The sequence below is a fragment of the Mariprofundus sp. NF genome (genome assembly GCF_013387455.1).
GTDB lineage: Bacteria > Pseudomonadota > Zetaproteobacteria > Mariprofundales > Mariprofundaceae > Mariprofundus.
In genome coordinates, this window is sequence record NZ_VWNC01000001.1 from 26,220 (window position 1) to 50,304 (window position 24,085).

Consider the following 24,085-nt stretch of genomic DNA (forward strand, 5'->3'; position numbering starts at 1 on the left):
AGGTGGCGTATAGCGGGACAACAGGCTTTCGCTGATGTGTTAATAGGTTATTATAGCGCATGCCAAAAGTTTGTCTTATTAAAACCAGCTTGGGCTCGATGGATGAGGCGGAGAAACTGGCAACAGCGCTGGTAAAGTTGCAGCGGGCTGCATGTGTACATATCAGTGGCCCCGGCAGATCGATCTACCACTGGCAGGGCAAGCTTGAGGTGGAAGATGAGTACTGCCTTACCATTAAAACCACCCCCTCTCTTCGTGAGGCCACTGTTTTATATCTGACCGGCTCTCACCCTTACGATCTGCCTGAGATCATCTGGGCTGAGTTTGACGCGACGGATGCTTATGGTGACTGGGTCTATGGTGAACTCAATGCTAGCATGGGCACGAATGCACAGGAGTGATTGATGATTGAAGTTACATATGCAGGAGCGCTGGTGGCGGGTCTACTCTCCTTCCTCTCTCCCTGTGTGCTGCCGCTGGTTCCAGCCTATCTCTCCTATATCTCCGGTGTTTCTGTCAATGAGTTGCGCCACAATGATGGATCGGACGCCTCAGTGCGCAGGCATGCGCTTGCCCAGTCACTCTGGTTTGTTGCCGGCTTCAGTCTGGTGTTTATTGCGCTTGGTGCTTCAGCATCGCTGATCGGACAGTGGATGCTGACCAATATGGCGATCCTCGGAAAGGTTGCCGGTGTGATTATCGTGATCTTCGGCCTTCACTACGCAGCGATTATTCGCATTCCATTTTTAATGATGGAGGCGCGATTCGATGCCGGTGGCGTGAATGCCAAACATGGCATGGGTGCACTTATTCTTGGCGCTGCATTTGCCTTTGGCTGGACACCCTGTATCGGCCCTATTCTCGGAGCTATTCTTGCCGTAGCTGGAGCTCAGACTGAGATGCTGCGCGGTGTGGCACTGCTGGCCACCTACTCACTGGGCCTTGCCATTCCATTCCTGCTGGCTGCACTGGCTACCGATAGCTTCCTGCGCTGGTCACAGCGATTTAAACACCATTTCGATCTCATTGAGAAGATCTCCGGCCTGTTATTGATTGTGGTTGGCGCCCTGATCTTCCTCGGAAGTTTCAGTGTGGTTTCAGGCTGGTTGATTGAGTGGTTCCCATTCCTGGCCGATATTGAAGGGACATTTTCCCAGTGATGAATATGTGGCGACCATTTCTAATGGTTGACCCTGATTCACTCTGGTGATTCAATATCAGCGTTATGCATGAATCTCCCAAACAAGCACTTGAAAGCCGCATCGAGGCACTGACTGACCATCTGTCGGAAATTCGGCGCAATATGGAAAAAATTATTGCTGATAACCATCGCATGCGTGAAGTGGTGCGCATTGCTGAGAGTGAATTACGCAAGCGTCGTGATCAGGTGCAGAAGCTTGAGAGTGAGCTGGAGGGGTTGCAGAACAGCCGTCTTGAGGCCAAAGCCCGGGTTGAACATGCCATGGAAAAACTCGATGATCTGATCTCCAATCAGGGAGAAGCTTCATGAGTCAGCATGTTGAAATTAACCTGATGGGTCGCTCATTTACGATCATGACCGATGAAGATCCTGCACAGGTAACTGCTGCTGCGAACCTTGTGCAGGAGCATATCGATGAGATCAGGCAGATGGGGACGACCGTCGGTTCAGATCGCCTTCTAACCCTTGTTGCACTCAATCTGGCAGGTGAACTGCTGAAAGATAAAGAGGGTAAAGTGGAGGGGCTGGACTCCTTGATCTCTGCATTTGACGGTGTAGTATCACAAGCAGAAGGTTTAGCGAAAGCGCCCCTGCGTTGATCGAATGGCAGAAATGTTGCCTGAGCCGATACTTGTCGAAAGGGAGCCTACCTACTTTGGCCGTGAGCGTCCCCTAACCGGGATACCTGAAGCTGAAGTGCGGCGCCCACCTCTTGTTAGAGGGTTCGACGACTGTTTGCCACGACGCCAGCGTGGGGGCGCCCCATCTACTCCCTTGTACTTAAATACCATCCATTTTGTTATCCAATGACCATTAACCCTGTCGATAAGGGTGCTTTAAGGGCATCGGCTCTGGCCTCACGCCAGCAACTCTCTGCTGTCAGCAGGGAGCTCTACTCAACGCGGATTCAAGAGCATCTTGTTGCTCACCTGAATGCTCAGCCAGAGCGCTCTGATATGATTCTCACCTATCGCGCCATGCCCTCAGAGGTAAATACCGACACTCTCTTTAAGATGCCGGAGCGCCGTTTTTTTGCGCCGGTGACACACCATCATGAACATATGGAGTGGCATGAGGTGAGTGCAGAGAGCAGTTGGAGTCGTGGTGTGTTTGGAATTCTTGAGCCGGACGGCAATTCCATCTGGCCGGGCGGCAGTGGCATCACGACGCTACTCTGCCCTTTGACTGCATTTGATCGGCAGGGCAACAGACTCGGCATGGGTAAAGGTTGCTTCGATTTCTGGCTCTCACAGCATAGAAAGGATATCTATCAGGTGATCGGCCTGGCTTTCTCCTGTCAGGAGGTCGCGAAAGTGCCTGCTGAAGGGCATGATATGCCGATGGATTTTGTTATTACAGAAGAGGGGGTCATCAGGTGTCCGAAACGCTGAATCTGCTGGTTATCGGTGATATTATTGGCAGAGCAGGACGCAAGGCGTTAGCCGATCATCTGCCAGTTCTGATTGATCAATACGGTATCGCTTTTACTGTCGCCAATGGTGAGAACCTTGCCCATGGTTTTGGTCTTACCCAGAAAGTGGCTGATGAGATGTTCAAGCTTGGTGTGGACGTATTGACCAATGGTAATCACTGCTGGGATCAGCGTGAGTTTCTCAACCTGATTGACCAGGATGATCGATACGTGCGGCCGATGAATTTCAGTGCGCATGCACCCGGACGCGGATGGACAGTTAAAGAGAGCAGATGTGGTCATAAGATCGCTGTTATTAACCTGATCGGTCAGGTCTTTATGGGGCCTTGGGACTGCCCGTTTGCTGCCGCAGACAAAGCTTTGCAAGAGATTCCTGATGATGTCTCGATTGTGCTGGTGGATATGCACGCTGAAGCGACCAGTGAAAAGATGGGCATGGGTTGGCATCTCGATGGTCGTGCCTCATTTGTCTATGGAACCCATACGCATGTGCCAACCTGTGATGAGACTGTGCATGCCAGTGGCACAGCCTATCAGTCGGACATCGGCATGACCGCATCCTACCAGTCGATTATCGGCATGAAGGTGGAGGGAGCACTCTATCGTATGGTGCAGCGCCTGCCGCAGCGTTTTGAAGCGGTGGAGCAGGGTGCAAGTATCTTTGCAACGATGGTTACCATTGACGTGGCAACAGGCAAAGCAGTAGCCATTAAAAGGATACATATTCCAGCGATCTAACTTACTTGCGAGCAATTAAGAATGTATTTTACCGCAAAGGACGCAAAGGTTCGCAAGGGAAAGAAAATTGCCAAACGACCAAACGGATCATTGATGTGAAGAACAGGGGTGGCGGACAAGTGTCAGCAGTGCCCGAGCATGGAACCCCTCTTTGCGTGACTTTGTGTCCTTTGCGGTTCAATTCGCATCTGTTTTAACCTTGGGAATAAAAAAAAGGGGCCTCGTAAGAGACCCCCTTTGAGTTGTCGAACTTAGCGAAGTGATTCCGCCTGCATAGCCGATTCAGGTGTATCAGCAAAGGTTCTCAGCTTCTGTGCCCGTGAGGGATGACGCAGCTTGCGCAGTGCCTTGGCCTCAATCTGACGAATACGCTCACGCGTCACGCCGAACTGTTTACCAACCTCTTCCAGTGTGTGGTCGGTGTTCATGCCGATACCGAAACGCATGCGCAGTACCTTCTGCTCACGATCGGTGAGGTTTTCCAGAACCTCAAGTGTGGCTTCAGCCAGTGCGGCACTGACTGCTGCATCCAGTGGATTCTCGGCGTTCTCATCTTCAACGAAATCACCCAGCTGGGAGTCTTCATCATCACCGATTGGTGTTTCAAGTGATACAGGTTCTTTAGCAACCTCAAGAATCTGCAACACCTTCTCAACCGGCAGCTCAAGATGTTCTGCCAGCTCTTCCGGTGTCGGCTCGCGACCGATCTCCTGAGCAATCTGGCGAGAAACGCGCATCATCTTGTTGATCGTTTCGATCATGTGTACCGGAATGCGAATGGTGCGTGCCTGATCAGCAATAGAGCGGGTAATGGCCTGACGAATCCACCATGTTGCATAGGTGGAGAATTTATAACCACGGCGCCACTCAAATTTTTCAACCGCTTTCATCAGGCCGATGTTGCCCTCCTGAATCAGGTCGAGGAAGCCAAGGCCACGGTTGGTATATTTCTTGGCTATGGAGATCACCAGACGCAGATTGGCTTCGATCATTTCACGCTTGGCCTGGCGCATCTTGGCTTCACCCATGGTCAGTTTGCGAGCTACATCCTTGAGCTCGCCAACCTCCATCTCGGTCTCCTGCTCAACACGTTTCAGGCGGCGCTGATTCTCTTTGATCTTGCCGGAGATCGCTTCAAGGTTTTCAGCCCAGGCCGCGTCCCTGTTGTTTTTAATAATGTTATCAACCCAGCGCTCGTCGGTTTCACTTGGCGGGAAGGTTTCAAGGAACAGTTTGCGTGGCATTTTAGCCGCAAGTGCGTAATCGCGAATGGTGCGCTCAAAACGACGTACTCGCTCAACTGCATTTTTAAAGCGCTGTACCAGCTGGTCGAGCTGACGTGGTGAGAAAGGAATGCTTACCAGCTCCATCAGCATGCCATCAAGGACTTCACGGCTCTTGGCAAGCAGTTTTGCGTCATCGGGTTTCTTAGTCAGCTGCTTTTTCACAGTGATAAACTTGTCGTGGAATGCTTTGGCATTAGCAAAGTGGCCAAGCGCCTCCTCCAGCTGCTCCTCCTTGGTGATGATTGTTTCCATCATCGGAGTGCCATCAGGCGTAGCGGTGCGCGCTTTAATGGCTTGAGAGAGCTGCTCACCATCCAGCTTGGGCTCGGCATCCAGCGGCTCGTCATCCTCATCTTCGCTGCGGCTCATGCGGTTTTCATACTCTTTAATCGCAGCAGCATTTACTACCTTCTCATCGACATCAATGATGTCACGGAAGTTCGGCTCTTCGCCGGTCTCAATCGCTTCATCGCGGATTTCGACAATGCGCTCACCCAGCAGCATGATTTCACGGAAGGTGGATGGGCAGAGGCAGATTGCCTCGTGCACCTGCATGCGCCCCTCTTCGATACGGCGGGCAATCTCAATCTCACCTTCACGGGTTAACAGCTCTACGGTACCCATCTCACGCAGGTACATACGTACCGGATCATCAATGCGAACCACTGTTCCCAGCTGTGAGGTGTCGGCACGCAGTGCAGAGTCCTCTTTACGCAGGCGGTCCTTGCGCATGGCATAAGCGCCGGTAGGAGCGCGTTCGGGATCAACCACCTCAACACCCATTTCGGTGAAGACATTAATCAGCTGTTCAACGCGGTCAGCGGTGACCAGTTCGCCTGGCAGATGTTTATTGAGCTCGTCATAGGTGATGTATCCGGCCTGCTTACCTTTGGCCATCAGGCTTCCGAGTTCGCGGATAGATACTTGCTCTGGTTTCTTCGACATGCGGTTATGCTCCCGTTTCGTTCAACAGTTCACTAAGTTTACGTTGTTGGCTCTGCAGCTCTCTTAAACGTTTCTGCAGCAGTACCGATTCATTAAGATCCGGGCCGCGCTTCAAACGCCAACGAATATCATTGGACTCCATATCCAACAACAGACTTTCGTATTCAATATCCTGGACGGTTGCCTGATTCACCCAGCGAGAAATCAATGTTTGGTCTTCAGGGGATTCCTGTGCCAATTGTCTCGCGATGTCGGTATTGTTGTCTTCGGCGCCCGCTATTATCGAAAAAGCCCGCATGTATAACGATTTTACCCTTCCTTTGTCAAGGAAAAAGTCATTTGCAATGTCGGGAAGATCTCGAAAACGTTCAGGTTTCTGTATGAGACCGGCAAGAAAGCGGTCTTCAATCTCGTTCAGTTTTACAGTGTCATTGTCTGCCTGGGCAGAAGGGGTGGACGAAACGTGACGGCGCTGTTGCTGCAATGAGATGCCGGTAGTCTGCTCAATCTCCTGTCGCCAGGCCTGTGCAAGGTATGAGTCGGTCATGGTGGCCAGCATGCTGTCGGCTTTTTTGGCCATGCGCGCACGTCCCTCAGCTCCTTGCCCCGCCAGTAGTTTCAAGCCCATCAGCCAGGTTTCAAGAACCGGCTTGGCCTCTTCTTGCATCCTTTTGCGGAAGGCTTCGGCGCCCTCTTTGGCAAGCAGCGAATCGGGATCTTCACCATCGGGAAGATAGAGGAATTTTGGTGAGAGCTCCGCTTTAAGCAGTGGCATCATTCTCTCCAGCGCTCGCCAGGCCGCCTGACGCCCGGCACGATCGCCATCAAAGCTGTAAATCGGGCTGTCGCAGAGTCGGAAAATCTCCCGGATTTGACGCTCGCCGATGGCAGTGCCCAGTGGTGCCAGGCCGATTTTCAATCCGTATGCCGCCAGTGCAAGCACATCCATATACCCTTCAACGATAAGCAGCTGTTTCTCTTTTCTGATCGTATCGCGATGTTCTGAGAATCCGTAAAGCAGATCGGACTTATGGAACCAGTTGGTTTCAGGTGAGTTGAGATATTTCGGTTCACCCTCTCCGAGTACACGTCCACCAAATCCGACCACCCGCCCACGGCGATCGCGGATGGTAAACATCAGCCGGTCGCGGAAGCGATCACCGTAGCCGTGGTCACCCTTAAACAGCAGACCTATCGCCTCAAGCTGGGCGTTGGTTCGGTTATCATTGCCGATCGCCTGCTGTATGAAGCCGTAACCTGCCGGTGCGTAACCCAGTCCATAACTGCGTACAATGGCTTCGGGCATACCGCGCTGCTTGATATATTCAAGCGCTTTGCCACCACTGGGGCCATACAGGGCGCTGGCAAACACATCTGAAACACGGGTCAGCATGTCGTAGGCTTTTTTCTGGCGCTCTTCATCACCGGGTTGGCGCTGGGTCTCTTTGGGTACTTCCATGCCCGCTTTTTCTGCCAGATATTCAACGGCCTCAGGGAATGGGTAACCGTCATGCTCCATGAGAAACTGGAATGCACCACCACCTTTGCCACAACCAAAGCAGTAGTAGAGCTGTTTGTCGGCGGATACAGAGAAGGAGGGGGACTTTTCATGGTGGAACGGGCAGAGGCCCATCATATTAGAGCCTGATTTTTTCAACTCGACATGGCGCGCAATAATCTCAACGATATCAGTGCGCGAAAGCACCTCATCAAGGAATGAAGGGGAAAAGTTAGCCATATCTTATTTTGTAGTGGTTAACGGAGAGGTTTGCAAGGAGTGCAGGGTCATTCAGCCCAGGCGGGATTTAACAATGCCGGAGAGTTTGCCCATATCGGCGCGCCCCTCTGCCTTGGCTTTAACAATACCCATCACCTTGCCCATATCGCGCATGCTCGATGCACCGGAATCGGTAATGGCCTGATCGATCAGAGCTGTCAGTTCTGCATCGGAGAGTGGCTCAGGCAGGTAGGCCTGAAAGATAGCAGCTTCTGCCAGCTCTTTATCACGCAGATCTTCACGTCCAGCCGCATCATACTGGTTGGCAGCATCCAGGCGCTGTTTAACAATTTTTCCTGCAACGTCCAGTGCTTCAACTTCACTGAGTTCATGACCGACCTCGATCTCCTTGTTCTTGATCGCGGCGCGCAGCATGCGAATCGAGGAGAGTTTAAGTTTATCTCCTGCTTTCATGGCGGCTTTCATATCATCGGTTAACTGTTGCAGCATGGAATACTCCGAAATCGGCGAATATTTTTTATCACAGAGTGCACAGAGGAGAATGAGAAATAAAATGTTCCTTCTCAGATACAATCAAGCATGTCAGTTCAGTAACAGTTGAAATGACGGTGTAGATAGCGTGAGCAAAGTATGAACACTTTCTTCCTTTGTGATCTTCGTGGTGGTGCGGGGTGTTACATAAAAAAAAATGCCGGACCAAAAGGCCCGGCATTTTATCTGTTTTACATACACAAGCCTGTGTTTAGTAGTCGCGGTTCTCGCGCATACGTACACGGCGAAGGCGCTTCATTAAACGTTTGCGTGCAGCAGCTTCCTTACGCTTTTTAGCGATAGAAGGCTTCTCATAGCACTCACGACGACGGCATTCGGAAATGACGCCACCTTTTTCAACCTGTTTACGGAAACGCTTAAGCGCGATTTCGAACGGCTCATCAGAATTAACTCTAATTCCTGGCATGTAAAAACATCACCTCCTTGGGCTCATTCCCAAAAAAACTGTGGCCTTTAGCGACGGGCTACCGTCAGGCTCGCCCTTCTCTCATCGCGGCGCTAGGCTCGCAGCGCACCAATAACGGGTGCAGAGAAAAGGGCGACGGATTATGGCGATAGAAAATGACAAGTCAAATCAGCATGAGAGCAGGCGCTCTTCAGGTCTGATTCGAGCTGCATCCAAAGTGGGTGGCTGGACCATGCTCTCCCGAATTCTCGGTTTTGTTCGTGATATCTTTCTGGCCCGTATCCTCGGTGCAGGGCCTATTGCAGATGCCTTTTTTGTGGCATTCAAGCTGCCCAACTTTTTTCGCCGTATGTTTGCCGAGGGCACGCTGACAGTCGCGCTGGTGCCGGTGCTCTCTGATCAACGGCAGCAGGGTGAAGAGCATGCCCACAAGTTCCTTAATGCGCTGGCTACACTACTACTGCTTGCCGTAACCGGTTTCACACTGCTTGGCATGCTGTTGATGCCGTGGTTGCTCTATCTCTTTGCGCCCGGCTTTGCCGATGAGGCGGATCGCTGGGCTATGGCTTTGCAGTTGGCCCGCTGGATGTTTCCCTATCTGGCGATGATCTCGCTGGCAGCAATGGCCTGGGCTGTTCTCAATACCTATAAGCAGTTCTCTGTGCCGGCGGCGAGTCCGGCACTGCTGAATGTAGCCATTATCTTTGCCGCCATTGTGCTGGCTCCCTATTTCGATAGCCCGGCCATGGCTCTGGCGATCGGTGTGTTGCTGGGCGGTTTTCTGCAGCTGATGATCCAGTTTCCTGCCCTCAAACGTATTGGCTGGGTGCCGCGCATCAGCTTTGATTTCAAGCAGGATGCCATTGCTGAGACGATGCGTCTGTTTGGTCCGGCTGTGCTGGCTATCGCGGCAGTACAGATCAATATCCTTGTCGGCACGATTCTGGCCACGCTGCTGGAGAGTGGTGCGGTATCCTATCTCTACTACGCTGATCGCATTGTGCAGTTGCCGCTGGCACTGTTTGGCATCGCCATGAGTACGGCGCTGCTACCAGCTCTCTCCGGCCATATCTCTAAAGGGGATCAGGAAGCAGCCGCAGATGATCTGCGTTCAGGGCTGGCCTGGCTGACATGGATTACACTGCCGTGTGTGGTGGGTGCGATCTATCTCGCCGAGCCGATTATTGTAACGCTGTTTGAACGTGGCGCCTTCACCCATGCCGATAGTATTGCCACCGCGGCCACACTGCAGGCCTATGCAGTCGGATTGATTGCTTTCTGCTGGGTGCGACTGCTGGCCACGGCCTGTTATGCAGAGAAGGATGCCAGGGCACCGATGCGGTATGCGGCAATCAGTGTGGCTGTAAATATTGTATTGGCAGTAATCTTTATGCAGTTCTGGGCGTATGTGGGGCTGGCGCTGGCTACCTCGCTGGCAGCATTTGTGAATGTGGCACTGCTCTATATCAGGCTTACAAAAAGTTACGGTTCACTGTTCAGTGACAAAACAGCGCGCCGCCTGATCACCGCAACCATCGCCAGCCTGTTGATGTTTGCCGGGCTCTACCTCTTTAATAACCTGATCTGGGTCTTCCCTGTTGATGGCGGTGCCATTCAGTTTGGCTGGATCGCCATGGCAGTGGCTGGTGGCATCGCAGTTTTCCTGTTTTCTGCTTTACTACTGGGTGAGAGAGAGTTGTTGATGCGCTTTTTAAGAAGAGGAAAATAAGCATGCGTCGTGATGTGATTGTATTCGATATCGAAACGGTGGTGGATGCCGATAGTGCACGGCGGATACTGCGCCTGCCCGATCTCAATGATTTTGAGGCGCGCGACACACTCTCCGACTATTTCCTTGAGAAGACCGATGGTCGTAACGATTTTCCACGTCAGCCCTTTCATCAGGTGGTGGCTATCTCCTATGGCCACCTGATTCATGAACCGGGTGAAGAGGGGGGGGAGCTGGTGATGCGCCGGCTGGCAACCGGTGGTGAAAGCAGGAGCAGTGAGAAGGAGCTGCTGGAAGGGTTTTTCCATCTGATTGAGACGCGTGCGCCGCAACTGGTCAGTTTTAACGGCCGTGGCTTTGATGTGCCGGTACTGAAATACCGGGCCATGGCACATGGTTTGTCTTGCCCGCGCTGGTTCACGCAGGGCGATAAATGGAATGGTTATGACTCCCGCTACTCTAAAGAGTATCACTGCGACCTGATCGAAGTGCTCTCCGATTTCGGTGCATCGGCGCGCTGTTCAATGGATGAGGTGGCGGCAGTGTTCAATGTGCCGGGTAAGCTGGATACAGCCGGGGAGAATGTGCGCGAGATGTTTGAGGCAGGTCAGATTGACGCGATCCGTAACTACTGCGAAACCGATGTGTTATCGACCATGCTGATCTTCCTGCGTCAGCAGCTCTTTTGCGGTGCACTGACTGAAGGTGCTTATGCCCGTACCCTGATCGGTATCCGTAACTATCTCGAAACAGAATCCGAATCCCGCGCCCATCTTGGTGAATATCTGCAGGCCTGGGATCAGCTGGCGCACTGATTGAAGCTATTTTGAAGCATAAACCTCACATCTATCTGACCCGGGCTCTGCGTATCTTTGAACTGACAAGGCGCAAACGATTTGCCAAAGCAGCATTGAGTGAACTGGTCGATGGAGATCCTGATCCGGTTGTGCTGGATATGATCATTGAACAGTTCGGCATCAAACCACCAAAAACCCAATACAGTAAAAAGATGATCGCACTGGCACGCAAGCGGGCGCTGCAGTGCGCGAAAGAGTCCGGCCTCAGCGATTAAAAGGAGAAGTGCTCTTCTGCCAATAGCTTCACACAGGCATCCACGCAGGCTTCGTCATACTTCGTGCCTCTATGGTTTTTGATCTCATCGATTGCCATCTCCATGCCCAGACTAGGGCGGTAGGGCCTGTGGCTGCTCATCGCCTCAACCACATCAGCTACAGCAATAACTTTCGCCTCCAGGCATATCTCATCGCCCTTCAGCCCTCTGGGGTAACCCGAGCCATCGATCCGCTCATGATGCTGGTAGGCAATATCTGCGACAGGCCATGGGAATTTTACATCCTCAAGGATTTTGAAGCCGCTTTCAGGGTGTGATTTAATCAGCTCGAACTCTGCTTCAGTCAATTTTCCCGGTTTGCTCAATATCTCTGCAGGCAGCTGAATCTTGCCGATATCATGGATGATAGCCCCCATCCTGATCCCTTCAATCAGCTCTTTATCCAATCCCATCTTCTGGGCAATGGACCGGGCCAGTCTTGATACACGCTGCTGGTGACCGGCGGTATATGGATCCCGTGCTTCAACCGCTTTAGAGATAGCCAGGATGGTGCCGATCAGACTCTCTCTGATAATCAGTTCGCTCTCTTCTATCGCCTCTTTATGTTTGCTTAACTCAGAGAGGTCGCGAATGAAGGCATTGAATGTGAGTTTATCCCCTTGCTTTAATGGCACAATCGATAGCTCTACAGGAATGATATGGCCATCTTTATGCATGGCGGTGATCTCAATGTGTGTGTTAAGCACCTTAGCTTCACCTGTGGCAAGGTAGTGCTTCATTCCTGCTGTGTGCGGCTGCCTGAATTCAGCAGGAACGATGGTGTCAGCCAGTTCTCTGCCTTTCACCTCATCAAAAGTGAAACCAAACAGATGTTCAGCTTCGGGATTCCAGTCGATAATAGTGCCAGCGCTATCGATACTCACAAATGCATCCCGAGCATTCTCAATAATACCTCTGGCATGCGCCTCTGCTGCTTTCAATGCACTATTCGCCTGTTCGCTTGCAGTGATATCCAGAACGGACGATTGGTAACCGATGATATTCCCGGCGGCATCGTTAATCGTTGAGGCTAATCCATAGGCATTGAATGTGGTCCCATCCTGTTTCAGGGCTGTGTATTCACCTTCCCACGCGCCACTGCTGTTCAATGCCTGAACAATTGCATGCGCCTCCGCCTCATCACTCACAAATGCACTGATGGACTTGCCGACTACACCCTCCAGACTTTCATAACCCCAGATTTTGAGGAAGGTGTCATTGGCGTGGGTGATGATGCCGGCACTGTCTGCGATACTGTTGGCAGTAATGGAGTGCTCAAAAACCAGATCTTTCAACAGCAGCTCAGACTCTGCCTGCTTGCGTTCGGTGATATCTTCACCGGAAAACAGAATGCCTGTAATGCAGTCGTTATGATCTCTAATAACCGTATTATGAAAGGTAATAGTTCTTGGCTCGCCTGTTTTTGTGAGCACTACATTTTCATAATGTTCAACAGAGGTGCTATCGCCTGTCATGAGTTGATTGAACACCGCCTCCACCGTCTGGCGGAGATCTTCTGGGATACAGAGCTCAAACCAGCTTCTGCCTATAGCCTCCTGTTCAGACCAGCCTAATACCGCGCTCGCTTGCTGATTAAATAGCTTGATCCGTCCACTCTCATCCAGTGCAACCATCATTGATCCGGCAATATCGAGATAGCGTTGCGCCACCTCTTTTTCAGCATTGATACGTTGTCCATGCTCTTTCTGGATGGTGATATCTGTTGCAATGCCTTCAATGGCGACTGGTTTGTCCTGCGCATCGGTGATCAGTACGTTACGCTGATGAATCCATTTTGTATCACCTGCTCTGGTGATAATCTGATACTCATAACTGGTAGGTACGATGCCCGCCAGCAGATCATGCCACTGCTCTTCAAAATATGACCTGAAATCAGGGTGCATCAGTTCAGCGATGATGTTCGGTGATCTGTAGAACTCTTCCGGTTCTGCACCGAAAACCTCACCGCAGGCCCGGTTGATATACTCATATCTGCCATCTGGAAGTGACATGCGGTAGATAACATCTTTGGCGTGGGATGCCAGCCGTGTGAACTGTCTGGTGCTATCGGCAAATCTAACTGCAATCTCTCTGCTTAAGCGGTAAAAGATAAGCATTGCGCCGAGGCCCACCAGAATAGCGACTACAATGGCTGTAATGCCCGCCTTGATGTATGGCGCATGGATCTCGCTCATATCAATTTTGGCAACAATGCCCATATTCAGCGCCTCTACCGGCTCATAGGCCGCCAGTACCAGAGTGCCTCGGTAGTCCCTGCCAACCATCCAGCCCGACTCACCGGATAGAGCCCGGCGCATCGGCTCGGCATTGATCCCTTCAAATGGATCGGGTGCAGGGATACTCCTTTCTGATAGATGGTTTCTGAGCAGGAAGATGATTTGATCGTCAACTCTTCTGCCCAGTGTGAATTCACCGCTATGGCCGAATTGAAACAATTCGTGGGCGGCTTTGATTTGGCTTAAGGTACTTTCAAAGGGTTCCAGGTCTGCATGAAATGTATGCCCCTCACTATCTTCGTGCTCTGCAATCGATTCAATGAGCCGCGCATTGCTTTGCACGGTTTCACTCAGCCGCTCTGCGATTTCTGTTATCGATGTCTCATAGATAATGATTGCACCGATTCCGGATGCAACAAGCACGGCAATAAACATCGTCAGGGCAAGCCCTGCGAGTTTGTTGCGAATCAATCCTGTCCGGTACATCTTCCTGAACCCAAATAAAACCGCCTATCCAACAGAGTTGATTTTTTTATACCAGCAATTTCTTATGCCATCTCTATTATATGCGAAGGGAAGGTCACTGCGGTATGGGGCGAAGGTATGTGCGTTGATATTCATGATTTCAGACCAATATCTCTATTCATCCACAACAGGCTTGCCATAGATGTGGTGAATTCTGGCTTCGGCCTCTAACCAGTCGCCAAGTGAAGAGCCACCTGCAAAACCACGCTGCTCGGCAAGATAATATGCCTGTTCAGCAATCACTCTCCTCAGGTTTTCAGGGGTGGCGTTTGTGCTGTTTTCCTTGAGCCGGTTTGCATCAGACATTTGAGACTCCGTGGATGCATTGAATGAAGTCAGTAGCTGAGCGTGCATGAATGCATCGCTACCAGTATAGCATAAATATGACGGTTAGATATTTTTGCAAGAGAAATGACATCGATGATAATAAAAAAAGGCCCCTTGCGGGGCCTTTTGATAAACGGGGTTAGATTTTACTGCTGAGCAGTTGTCGGCCAGCCGATAGTCCAGATGTGGAAGCTGTGGGCTGCTGCTGATTTGACCTGATGCTGATGTAGCATCTCCTTGCTGATGGCGCGATCGGAGTGGAAATAGATGCGGCCATCTTTGCCCATGCGGGCAGCACCATCACGGGCTGCATCGCGGGTGATCTGGGTCAGGTTGCGACCATCACTGCCGATAGCCCAGATATCCCACTGTGATTTTCCTTTTTTACGCATATCGGCATCGGCGCGATTGGAGGTGAAGAGAATCCATTTGCCATCACTGCTCCAGGAGGGCTGCACATCCACACTTCTGGCATCGGTGACCTGGATAAGATCGCTGCCATCGGTGTTGATACGGAACAGATGCACGCTGCGCCCGGCTTGCATGGCAAACACAATGCTTTTGCCATCGGGGGCGAGAGCCGGATTAATACCTTCAGCCAATATGCGCTCGGAACCATCCTGGTTAAAACGCACGATTTCAGACGTGAATCCTGCTACCTGCCAGTTGTTAAAAGCATCATGTTTGGTTTTGCTGATGGTTTTCTTTTTATAGTCGATAGCTTTCATGCGCACGGCAATAATCGACTCATCGGCCAGCACCAGTGGTTGAGTGAGGGCACCGTGCAGCGGTTGAATGCGACGCTGCATACCTTCGCCATCGGATATCTTCTCCCACAGGCCAAGTCCGCCAGCGCGCTCGGAGAGGTAGTAGATATGCCCCTCATCTTTCCAGCCGAAGGAGTCCAGTGCCCGTGCATCATTGGCGATAACACTATTGGCCGGATCACCATTTTCACTGTAGCGACGGCTGATCGATGTCTGCTTGCCTTGACGGGACAACGTCAGAATATATTTTCCATTGGGAGAAGGCTGCGGATACATCTCACTCTCCTTGCTCTCCAGGGTCAGCAGTTCGGCACTATCTGCAGGCGCGTGGGCTGTTTTGTTGCTGATTGAGTTGGCCGAAGTCTCCAGCCATTCAAGAACGTTTTCTGCATGAGCTGCCGGAGCAGCAAGCAGTAGTGCCAAACTAAGCATTGTTATGTGTCGCATGAGATGAACCCCTCCGAATGTCAAAAGATGGCGCAATATGCGCTTATTCAGATAAATGAAAAATGGATTGAAAATGAAAGTTTATTCATGGAGACATCGCTGCCATGATTGGATCCACAAAAAAAGGTCCCGATTCAATCGGGACCTTTTTGAGCAGGTTGAACATCTGTTTAAGCCTCTGCTTCCAGAAGCTCTTTGAGATTGGCAAAATCCATCTCAAGTTCCCGTTTGGCGATGTGCCCGACAACCGGAGATGCCACCTTAAAGAAGCGGCCTACATCAACGCTTAGTGTGCGCTTTACAACGGTGGCGTTGCCATTGGCTGTAAACGCCATTGAGGTCGCCATCGGGAACGGCCCGGTTGTGCTTTTGGCTGACCAGTAGCTGCCATCTTCATTGCGCTCAGTGACAATCCAATCCTGCTCAATGACGCGGCCGAGGAACTTCTCTTTGGCGTGGTAAATAGTGCCAACGCACGGTTCACCCTCATCCTTCTGACGCGACTCCAGCACCGATGTCTGCCACATCGGGTCGTTGTTGCAGTCATCAACAAAGGCGATCACCTCACTGATCGGACGATTAATCTCTATGCTGGTTTCCAATTTGCTTAATGGCATCTCTTCTCCCCCTGTTGCGGATCAGGCCTCGCGGAGCAGCTCCGTAATGCCTGTTTTTGAACGCGTCTGTTCATCCACCTTTTTCACAATAACTGCGCAGTAGAGGTTAGGGCCACCGGATTTGCCCGGCATCGAGCCTGATACCACCACGGAGTAAGGCGGAACTTCACCGTAGTATACATCACCAGTCTCACGGTCGTAAATACGTGTCGACTTACCGATATAGACACCCATGGAAAGAACCGAGCCTTCGCGGATAATGCAGCCTTCAACCACTTCAGAACGGGCACCGATAAAGCAGTTATCCTCAATGATGGTAGGGGTGGCCTGCAGTGGTTCAAGGACGCCACCGATACCTACGCCACCAGAGAGGTGAACATTTTTACCGATCTGTGCACAGGAGCCGACAGTGGCCCAGGTATCTACCATGGTGCCTTCATCAACGTAGGCTCCAATATTAACATAGGAGGGCATCAGCACTGTTTTCGGTGCGATGTAGGCGCCTTTACGAACTGATGCCGGAGGAACCACGCGCATGCCGCCTTTACGGAACATATCTTCGCCCCAGCTGGCAAATTTCTGCGGAACCTTATCGTAGTAGTTGGTGCCGCCACCGTGGATGACCTGATTGTCGTGCAGTTTGAAGTAGAGCAGTACACCCTTTTTCAGCCACTCCTGAGTGATCCAGTTGCCCGCATCATCCTTTTCGGCAACGCGAACGCCACCATCATCCAGCAGCTGAATGGTGTGCTCAACGGCATCACGAACTTCGGCAGTGGCCGAACGCATATCCCACTCATTTTTTGTGTCCCAAGCGCCTTCAATGACTTTCTGTAAATGATTCACGGACGAACTCCTGTATTCATGTATTTATCTGATAAAGTAATGTAGTGAGTAACAACTATATAGAGTTACCTGCTGCAATCCAGTGCCGGCAAGGGGGTGGCTTTAGCTTAAAACAATCTCATCGGGTCGTTCATGGCTGAGAAACTCCATGTTCGACATGGTCAGCCCATAGGCCCCGGCCAGTCCGAACACCCCGATATCACCGATATCGGCGCTCTCGACATAGACGTTGTTGGCCAGCTTGTCGGCGCCGGTGCAGAGAGGCCCGCCAAAGTAGACCGCTTCATCTCTGATCGACTCCTGCCCATCAAACAGCGGTGCTCTGTTCAGCGTTACAATGGCCAGGGGATGGTTGATCGCCAGTGCAGCCGGACGACGGAAATGGTTGATACCACCGGCACAGATCACCTGCTTTTTGCCACGCGAGTCTTTGATATCAAGGATCTCAGTGCAGAACCAGCCGGAATCGGCAGCCAGATAACGGCCCAACTCAAGGAAGAAGGTGCGCCCCTGATAACCGTAGGTCTCAATCAGGGTTTTCAGTCCATCAGCATAGGCTTGCGGATTAAAATCGTGATCGGTTTCAAGGTAGTCGACACCAAAACCGCCACCGAAATCGATGATATCACAGAGAACGCCGGGGAAATCGGCTTCAATCTGTTTGGCCATGCCAAATACCAGTTCACAGTTTTTCAGCAGATCGGACACATTAAGCACACCGGAGGCGGCATAGACATGCAGTCCGCGGAAATTCAGTGCTGGCAGGGCCAGGATCTGAGGCAGAATATCGGCCAGCTTCTCCTCATCTACCCCGAATTTTTTGGAGCCGCCGGAGAAGGTGGTCTGCGCTTCGTGAATGTCGAAGTCAGCATTGATGCGCAGCAGCACATCCTGCGTTTTGCCAGCTTTCTCTGCGATGGCATTGAGTCGGTGCGCTTCAGTGAGTGATTCAATGTGTACGGTGCGGATGCTGTTTTCTACCGCCCAGCTCAACTCTTCAGGCGATTTGCCGGGGCCGGTATAGATCAGTCGCGATGGATCAAAGCCAGCTGCCACAGCTTTTTCCGCTTCGCCAAGGCTGGCAATCTCAATGCCTTTGGCATCGGCCTTCAGAGCCGCCGCGAGAAAAGCGGCATGCGGGTTGGCTTTCATGGCATAAAAGACTTCAACACCGGCAGGCATGATTTCGGTCAGGTGGGCGATTTTGGTGCGCATCTCGGTTGTATCGTAGATGTAGCAGTTGACGGTGTTGCCGCTTGCAGCCAGCTCGCGCAATGTGGTTTCAACATTCTGAGGTGTCTTCATAACTAAATCCTTACTGCTTTCAGGCGGCGGGCAAGCTCTGCTGCCGAATCGGGGCCATCGACAAGGGCTGCACGAATGTAACCGGAGCCGGGGTTGATGCCCTGCTCATCTTCTGCGCCAAGGTAGCTGCCCGGTAGTATGGTCACTGCCTGCTGCGAGTAGGCTGCCTTTGCAAAAGCTTCATCATCGGTAACCGGCAGCCAGACAAAGAAGGAGCCGGCTGGTATCTGACCACCGAAAACATCGAAGAAGGCTTTCAGGCTCTGGCGATAAACATCCAGATGCTGAGTCACATGGGTCTCATCTGACCATGCAGCGGCAGCCACATGCTGCAACGGCAGTGGTGTGGCTGGCCCTGTGTAGCTGCGCAGCTTGGTGAAGCGTTTGATCAGTTCCGCATCACCTGCAATCAGCCCTGAACGCATGCCGGGAAGTGCAGAACGCTTGGAGAGTGAATTCATCACCAGACAGCGCGAAAAACCTTCGCGACCAAGCTTCTCAGCCACCTGCAGTAGACCAACAGGTTTCTCCTGCCAGTAGATCTCTGAATAACACTCATCCGAGACAACATAGAAATCATATTCATCAGCAAGTGCCAATAGCTCAGCGTAATAAGCCTCATCTGCAATCCAGCCGGTTGGGTTGGATGGCGAGCAGACATAGACAAGTGCAGTCCTCTGCCATGTCTCTTTTTCAACGCTGCTCAAATCCGGAGCAAAACCGGTTTCACTGTTGCATGCCAGAAGCCAGGGCTCTGCCCCTGCTGTATAAGCGGCGCCCAGATAGATCTGGTACATCGGGTTGGGCATCATCACGATCGGCTTGTCATCGGTTGCGCAATCCGGGTTTACCAGCGCATGCGCGATGGCAAATAGAGCTTCGCGTGTACCGTTGGCAGTTAACACCTGGGTAGCCGGGTCAACTGACGTTAAGTCGTAACGGCGCATCAGCCAGTTGGCAATCGCCCCTCGGAGCTCCAGACCACCGATGGTAGAGGGGTATTTGGAAAAGCCGCCGATATGGGTGTTGAGGGTATCAGCGACAAAGGCTGGCAGAGGCAGGCGCGGTTCACCGGCGCCGGCGTCAATGTGAGTCAGTTCGGGATTGGCAGTGATGCCGCCAAACAGCTTCTTCAGACGCTCAAACGGATAAGCGCCCAGCTGTTCAAGGCGAGCCTGATGCGATTTTTCCTGCATCATCAGTCGCCTAGCGGGTCGTGATACTTGGCGCGCATGATCTTGCTCCATGGCCCGATATTGCCATCGATATCATAGGCTCGGATGCGGTAGAGAAACTCCTTATCCTTGGCGCTCAGCGAGATCATTTTATTGATCGGTTTCTCCATCAGTTTCGGATTGGGAGCCTGATCCTGAAAACGGCGCCAGAATCCCGGACAGTTACAGTATGGATCTGTCACAGTGCGATCAATCTGATAACCGACGCCGGCCGGATTGCCTTTGAGTGAGAAATTCATATGTACCAGACCAATCTCCATGTTATAGACCATGTTAACGATTTCCGGTTTGATGTCGGCTGAGCTTATTTGCGGTGCCTCTTTGCGGCCACAGCCGCCAAGCAGCAGCACTGCAAGCAATAGCAGAGAGAGGGTGTGAAACAGACGATTGGATTTCATTAGCTTTTCAGCTCCTTTTGCCAGGCGGTAACCTGAATGCGCACCTGAGCCGGTGCGGTGCCGCCGATATGATCACGTGCTGCCACGCAACTCTCGACTGAAAGTGCGCGCACCATATCCACGCTCAGACGTGCGTCAATGGCACTGCAGGCTGCTTCATCCATCTCATGCAGCTCAATATCAGCTTTGATACAGTGGCCAACCGATTTGCCGACGATCTCATGTGCATCGCGGAATGGTACACCGGCACGAACCAGTGCATCAGCAAGATCAGTTGCCGTTGCAAAACCGGAGGATGCGGCACGATGCAGTACCGCTTTGTTCACCGTGATACCGGGCAGCATATCACCAAAAACGCGCAGGCTTCCTTCAAGATTATCGAAGGCATCAAAAACAGCAGTTTTGTCCTCCTGCATATCCTTGTTGTAGGCCAGTGGCAGGCTTTTAACCGTGGTCAGGATGGCAACCAGACCACCGATAATGCGGCCGGTCTTGCCACGTACCAGTTCAGGCATATCCGGATTCTTCTTCTGTGGCATGATCGATGAGCCGGTGCAGAAGGCATCTGGAAGGTCGACAAACTGGAACTGAGCACTCATCCATAGGATCAGCTCTTCAGAGAAGCGGGAGAGGTGTACGGCTGTAATTGATGCCGCAGCCAACAGCTCCATAATAAAATCACGGTCAGAAACAGCATCAAGAGAGTTGCGGGTCGGGCTGTCAAAACCGAGTTTTTCGGCTGTCATAAAACGATCAATGGGGAAGGTGGTACCGGCCAGTGCCGCAGATCCGAGCGGGCAGCAGTTCATACGCTTGGAGGCATCGCTAAAGCGGCCAGCGTCGCGATCGAACATCTCGACATAAGCCAGCAGGTGATGGCCGAGTGTGACCGGCTGTGCTGTCTGCAGGTGGGTGAAGCCGGGCATAATGGTATCGGCATGTTCATCGGCCAGTGCTACCAGCACCTTTTGCAGATGACGGATGCGAGCCACGATATCGGCTGTGCGACGACGCAGATAGAGACGGGTATCAGTGGCAACCTGATCATTTCTGGAGCGCGCTGTGTGCAGGCGTTTACCTGCATCGCCTATTTTCTCGGTCAGACGTGCTTCAATATTCATATGCACATCTTCAAGGGCGATGGTGAATTCAAACTCACCACTGTTGATCTCACCGGTAATCTCATCCAGACCGCGCAGGATCGAGTTACAATCCTCCTGAGAGAGGATGCCCTGTGCAGTCAGCATTTTGGCGTGAGCACGAGATCCGGCGATATCTTCGGCATACATGCGCGCATCCACATCGATCGATGCGTTAAATGCTTCTACAAATTCATTGGTAGGGGACTCAAAACGGCCACCCCAGGGTTTTTCAGACATATTGATTATCCATTAACAGTGATCTGGCAACTATAGCTCTGCTTGCTACGAACGGAAACAGGCATAAGTTTTGCAGGCAGGAGCTCTCCCGTACAGATGCTTTTCAGTGCGTTCTTAATAGTGCGGAGGCGGGCTCTCTTCATCAGGGCGTGCCAGGCCTGAATCACTGCCGCTTCTCACCTGCTCATGCAGCCGGGAGATCGCTTTTTCCAGCCGGTCTATCTGCTTCTGCTGGCGGGTCACCACATCGTTAAGTTCACCAATGAGATGATCCTGATAGGAGATTTTGGTTTCCAGTTCAATCAGTCGCTCTTCCATGCGGCTCACCCTACTTTAGCGTCTGCATGAATGCAGCAGCCTTGTTTTTCCTATAACCACTGCAGTGGTGGCTCCTGCATGGCGCCAACCTGCTCTTTGAGCATCAGAATGTGCTGCTCCCAGTAGTTCTGTGTATTGAACCAGGGAAAGGCATATTTAAAGGCCGGATCATCCCAGCGCCGGGCTAACCAGGCGGCGTGATGCATGATGCGCAGGGTTCTTAAGGGTTCGATCAGTGATAGTTCACGACAGTCGAAATCACAGAACTGGCTATAGGCGGTGAGCAGAATGTCGAGGGCGCTGTTCATCTGATCCTGCTCGCCGGAGAGAAACATCCAGAGATCCTGAACGGCGGGGCCCATGCGGGCATCATCAAAGTCGATGATATAGGGGTTACCTGCCCCGTGGCCGGAAACATCCCAGAGGATATTACCCTGATGGCCATCGCCATGCAGGCGAATCAGTTGCGGGTCGATCGATTCAAAACGGGATTCAACCGTGTCCAGCAGCTCTTCAGCCACCGCCTCATATGCAGCTTCCAGTTCGAGTGGGATAAATCCGTTTTCAATGACGAATTCGTATGAAGCATCACCGAAAGTGTGCACATCCAGTGTTGGCCGATGTTCAAAATCGCGTGTTGCGCCGAGCGCATGGATACGGCCGATATAACGACCGAGCTGCTGCAACTGCTCCTCACTCTCCAGATCCGGTGCGCGTCCGGCTTTCAGGGGATAGAGAGAGAAACGGTGTTCGCCAAAATGAAACAGCGTGTCGCCTTCAATAATCAGTGGTGGCACGGCCGGGATATCAAAGTCGGTCAGCTCCAGCGTAAATTGGTGCTCTTCATGAATCGCCGCATCACTCCAGCGATTGGGACGATAGAACTTCACCACCAGCGATGGTTCATCCTCAATACCAACCATATAGACGCGGTTCTCATAGGAGTTAAGTGCCATCTGCTGACCATTGCAGTGGTAACCAATGCTCTCAATCGCCTGTAGCACCTGCTCCGGACCAAGATCATAAAACGAGGATGTGGATTCATTTTGCATTGGCAGAGGCTAGCAGATCGATTGCATGCGGTAGAGATAGCGATAAAGTGCGCGCTTATGTTGTGTTATCCATCACGGTCAGCCCCTCTCCGCTCAGCCACAGTGCCGGCCATGCATACTACTAATCGAAATCCCAAACTGTTGACCCGACTACTGTTTACCCTGTTTGCCTCTCTGCTATTGGCATCCTGTGCCAAGGTTGAGCCGAAGGTGGTGGAGGTGAAAGAGGTTGCGCCGCAAGTGGTTGTTGTGGACAAGCCAGTTGTGAAAAAAGAGGTGGTGAAGCGGCCTGCCAGATTCAACAGTGTGACAGAGAAGAAACGCTTCTTTTTCGCGTTTATGAAACCATTCGTCATTGAAGAGAATGCTCGCGTGGTAAAGTTGCGCAGCCGCCTGATTGAGATGCAGTCAGCTACCTTAAGCCAGGATGATCGGCAGTGGCTGGCAGAGGTCGCTAAACAGTATAAGGTGGAGATGAAGGGGAAGCCTGATCAGCAGTTCTGGGATAAGATGATGGCCCGTGTTGATATTGTGCCACTTGAGATGGCATTGGTGCAGGCGGCCAATGAATCGGCCTGGGGTGAGTCCCGCTTTGCTAAAGAGGGCAAAAACTTCTTTGGTCAGTGGTGTTACTCGAAAGGGTGCGGCATGGTGCCCACTCAGCGCAATGCGGGTTCCACGCATGAGGTGCGCAGTTTTGATTCACCGGGGCTCTCTGTGCGCGCCTATATTCAGAATATCAATCGCACCCGTGCCTATCGCGAGTTTCGTCAAATAAGATTGCAGTTACGCAAGCAGAAACAGCCACTGGATGCCGAGAAGCTGGCTATGGGTCTTAAATCCTACTCCGAACGCGGCATGGCCTATGTAAAAACAATCCAGTCGATGATCCGCTCCAATCGCAAACTGATAGAAGCTAGCTAATTAACCTGATGCAGCCTTAATTCATCAGGCTGTGATTCGTTCCATGGTAATAAAGGCATAGGCATACAGATTCTTCTCATCCGGAAGATGCTCTTCGCGTCCGCTCTCGCGCCATAAGCTGAGATCAAATTCGGGAAACCATGCATCACCCTCAAAACTACCGTCGATCTCGGTAATATAGAGCCTGTCTGCCTGATCCAGTAGTAGTGCGTAGATCTCTGCACCGCCCATCACCATAATCTCTTCTGCATCGGGCACTTCAGCCAGTGCCTCTTCGATTGAATGGATGACCGTGCAGCCTTCAATGTTCAGGTCGGCTTGGCGGGTAAGAATCAGGTTGGTGCGGCCGGGCAGGGGGCGCCCGATTGACTCGTAGGTTTTACGCCCCATCAGAATCGGTTTGCCCATTGTACTTTTTTTGAACCAGGCCATATCGGCAGGCAGGCGCCAGGGCAGCCCGTTCTCTTTACCGATGAGTCGGTTGCTGTCCATGCCCCAGATCAGGGAGATTGTTGGTTTACGCATCAGCCAAAGCTCCGGAAATCAGTTGCTGAATGCAACGCCTTTAGC

General features: G+C 51.9%; 26 protein-coding genes and 1 other RNA gene. 11 read left to right on the forward strand and 16 right to left on the reverse strand.

The features are described 5' to 3' along the window. The first annotated feature begins 59 nt into the window (after positions 1-59). From cutA to F3F96_RS00150, 7 genes are all read left to right on the forward strand, one after another. Positions 60-401, forward strand: a complete 342-nt coding sequence (cutA, locus tag F3F96_RS00120) for a divalent-cation tolerance protein CutA (protein ID WP_176961238.1) — start codon at positions 60-62, stop codon at positions 399-401. A gap of 3 nt (positions 402-404) precedes the next feature. Beyond that, on the forward strand, positions 405-1,160 hold the full coding sequence (locus F3F96_RS00125; RefSeq protein ID WP_176961239.1) for a cytochrome c biogenesis CcdA family protein: 756 nt from the start codon (positions 405-407) through the stop codon (positions 1,158-1,160). Between the two features lie 65 nt (positions 1,161-1,225). Beyond that, a complete protein-coding gene (locus F3F96_RS00130) occupies positions 1,226-1,510 on the forward strand; it encodes a hypothetical protein (protein ID WP_176961240.1) in 285 nt (94 codons plus the stop codon). Beyond that, entirely contained in the window at positions 1,507-1,800 is a 294-nt protein-coding gene (locus F3F96_RS00135) for a cell division protein ZapA (protein WP_176961241.1), read from the forward strand. The genes F3F96_RS00130 and F3F96_RS00135 overlap by 4 nt, the downstream gene beginning before the upstream one ends. Further along, positions 1,786-1,963: non-coding RNA, 6S RNA (gene ssrS / locus F3F96_RS00140), on the forward strand. Before F3F96_RS00135 ends, ssrS begins: the two co-directional genes overlap by 15 nt. Before the next feature lie 44 nt (positions 1,964-2,007). Further along, the gene (locus F3F96_RS00145) at positions 2,008-2,592 is read left to right on the forward strand and encodes a 5-formyltetrahydrofolate cyclo-ligase (RefSeq protein ID WP_186338859.1); all 585 of its coding nucleotides are present in this window, start codon (positions 2,008-2,010) and stop codon (positions 2,590-2,592) included. After that, positions 2,577-3,371 (forward strand): YmdB family metallophosphoesterase, encoded by a 795-nt coding sequence (locus F3F96_RS00150; protein WP_176961242.1) that lies wholly within the window; start codon positions 2,577-2,579, stop codon positions 3,369-3,371. Before F3F96_RS00145 ends, F3F96_RS00150 begins: the two co-directional genes overlap by 16 nt. Before the next feature lie 251 nt (positions 3,372-3,622). Here F3F96_RS00150 and rpoD read toward each other — a convergent pair whose 3' ends face one another. The 4 genes from rpoD to rpsU form a co-directional block, all read right to left on the reverse strand. Further along, the gene (gene rpoD, locus F3F96_RS00155) at positions 3,623-5,602 is read right to left on the reverse strand and encodes an RNA polymerase sigma factor RpoD (RefSeq protein WP_176961243.1); all 1,980 of its coding nucleotides are present in this window, start codon (positions 5,600-5,602) and stop codon (positions 3,623-3,625) included. Positions 5,603-5,606: 4 nt separating this feature from the next. Continuing rightward, positions 5,607-7,340 (reverse strand): DNA primase, encoded by a 1,734-nt coding sequence (gene dnaG / locus F3F96_RS00160; RefSeq protein ID WP_176961244.1) that lies wholly within the window; start codon positions 7,338-7,340, stop codon positions 5,607-5,609. A 51-nt stretch (positions 7,341-7,391) separates the two neighbouring features. After that, a complete protein-coding gene (locus tag F3F96_RS00165) occupies positions 7,392-7,829 on the reverse strand; it encodes a GatB/YqeY domain-containing protein (protein WP_176961245.1) in 438 nt (145 codons plus the stop codon). Between the two features lie 253 nt (positions 7,830-8,082). Beyond that, positions 8,083-8,298 carry a 30S ribosomal protein S21 gene (gene rpsU / locus F3F96_RS00170; RefSeq protein ID WP_176958662.1) on the reverse strand — a complete coding sequence of 72 codons (216 nt, stop codon included), beginning with the start codon at positions 8,296-8,298 and terminating at the stop codon, positions 8,083-8,085. Positions 8,299-8,440: 142 nt separating this feature from the next. Between rpsU and murJ the strand changes: the two genes are divergently transcribed. From murJ to F3F96_RS00185, 3 genes are read left to right on the forward strand one after another with little or no spacing between them, the layout of a single operon-like run. Then, the gene (gene murJ, locus F3F96_RS00175; RefSeq protein WP_176961246.1) at positions 8,441-10,027 is read left to right on the forward strand and encodes a murein biosynthesis integral membrane protein MurJ; all 1,587 of its coding nucleotides are present in this window, start codon (positions 8,441-8,443) and stop codon (positions 10,025-10,027) included. Between the two features lie 2 nt (positions 10,028-10,029). After that, positions 10,030-10,842 carry a 3'-5' exonuclease gene (locus tag F3F96_RS00180; protein WP_176961247.1) on the forward strand — a complete coding sequence of 271 codons (813 nt, stop codon included), beginning with the start codon at positions 10,030-10,032 and terminating at the stop codon, positions 10,840-10,842. Between the two features lie 11 nt (positions 10,843-10,853). After that, positions 10,854-11,099 (forward strand): hypothetical protein, encoded by a 246-nt coding sequence (locus F3F96_RS00185; RefSeq protein WP_176961248.1) that lies wholly within the window; start codon positions 10,854-10,856, stop codon positions 11,097-11,099. Here F3F96_RS00185 and F3F96_RS00190 read toward each other — a convergent pair. The 11 genes from F3F96_RS00190 to F3F96_RS00240 form a co-directional block, all read right to left on the reverse strand. Beyond that, positions 11,096-13,861 carry a PAS domain S-box protein gene (locus F3F96_RS00190; RefSeq protein ID WP_176961249.1) on the reverse strand — a complete coding sequence of 922 codons (2,766 nt, stop codon included), beginning with the start codon at positions 13,859-13,861 and terminating at the stop codon, positions 11,096-11,098. The genes F3F96_RS00185 and F3F96_RS00190 overlap by 4 nt on opposite strands. 153 nt (positions 13,862-14,014) lie before the next feature. Further along, a complete protein-coding gene (locus F3F96_RS00195) occupies positions 14,015-14,206 on the reverse strand; it encodes a DUF2934 domain-containing protein (RefSeq protein ID WP_176961250.1) in 192 nt (63 codons plus the stop codon). Between the two features lie 167 nt (positions 14,207-14,373). Further along, entirely contained in the window at positions 14,374-15,441 is a 1,068-nt protein-coding gene (locus F3F96_RS00200) for a PD40 domain-containing protein (RefSeq protein ID WP_176961251.1), read from the reverse strand. A gap of 170 nt (positions 15,442-15,611) precedes the next feature. Next, entirely contained in the window at positions 15,612-16,058 is a 447-nt protein-coding gene (locus F3F96_RS00205; protein ID WP_176961252.1) for an SRPBCC family protein, read from the reverse strand. Positions 16,059-16,079: 21 nt separating this feature from the next. Beyond that, positions 16,080-16,904: a 2,3,4,5-tetrahydropyridine-2,6-dicarboxylate N-succinyltransferase gene (dapD, locus tag F3F96_RS00210; RefSeq protein ID WP_176958668.1), complete on the reverse strand. Its 825-nt coding sequence runs from the start codon at positions 16,902-16,904 to the stop codon at positions 16,080-16,082. A gap of 102 nt (positions 16,905-17,006) precedes the next feature. Continuing rightward, positions 17,007-18,209: an alanine racemase gene (locus F3F96_RS00215; RefSeq protein ID WP_176961253.1), complete on the reverse strand. Its 1,203-nt coding sequence runs from the start codon at positions 18,207-18,209 to the stop codon at positions 17,007-17,009. Positions 18,210-18,211: 2 nt separating this feature from the next. After that, the gene (locus tag F3F96_RS00220; RefSeq protein WP_241697566.1) at positions 18,212-19,408 is read right to left on the reverse strand and encodes an aminotransferase class I/II-fold pyridoxal phosphate-dependent enzyme; all 1,197 of its coding nucleotides are present in this window, start codon (positions 19,406-19,408) and stop codon (positions 18,212-18,214) included. Beyond that, positions 19,408-19,842, reverse strand: a complete 435-nt coding sequence (locus F3F96_RS00225) for a hypothetical protein (protein ID WP_176961254.1) — start codon at positions 19,840-19,842, stop codon at positions 19,408-19,410. Before F3F96_RS00225 ends, F3F96_RS00220 begins: the two co-directional genes overlap by 1 nt. Beyond that, positions 19,842-21,221 (reverse strand): argininosuccinate lyase, encoded by a 1,380-nt coding sequence (gene argH, locus F3F96_RS00230; RefSeq protein WP_176961255.1) that lies wholly within the window; start codon positions 21,219-21,221, stop codon positions 19,842-19,844. The genes F3F96_RS00225 and argH overlap by 1 nt, the downstream gene beginning before the upstream one ends. 114 nt (positions 21,222-21,335) lie before the next feature. Further along, complete coding sequence (locus F3F96_RS00235) at positions 21,336-21,539, reverse strand: SlyX family protein (RefSeq protein WP_176961256.1); 204 nt, start codon at positions 21,537-21,539, stop codon at positions 21,336-21,338. 50 nt (positions 21,540-21,589) lie between these two features. Continuing rightward, positions 21,590-22,591 (reverse strand): serine/threonine protein kinase, encoded by a 1,002-nt coding sequence (locus F3F96_RS00240; RefSeq protein WP_176961257.1) that lies wholly within the window; start codon positions 22,589-22,591, stop codon positions 21,590-21,592. A gap of 111 nt (positions 22,592-22,702) precedes the next feature. Between F3F96_RS00240 and F3F96_RS00245 the strand changes: the two genes are divergently transcribed. Further along, positions 22,703-23,515, forward strand: a complete 813-nt coding sequence (locus F3F96_RS00245; protein ID WP_176961258.1) for a glucosaminidase domain-containing protein — start codon at positions 22,703-22,705, stop codon at positions 23,513-23,515. A 24-nt stretch (positions 23,516-23,539) separates the two neighbouring features. Here the strand turns inward: F3F96_RS00245 and folA are convergent, their stop codons facing one another. Beyond that, entirely contained in the window at positions 23,540-24,040 is a 501-nt protein-coding gene (gene folA, locus F3F96_RS00250; protein ID WP_176961259.1) for a type 3 dihydrofolate reductase, read from the reverse strand. Positions 24,041-24,085: the final 45 nt, after the last annotated feature.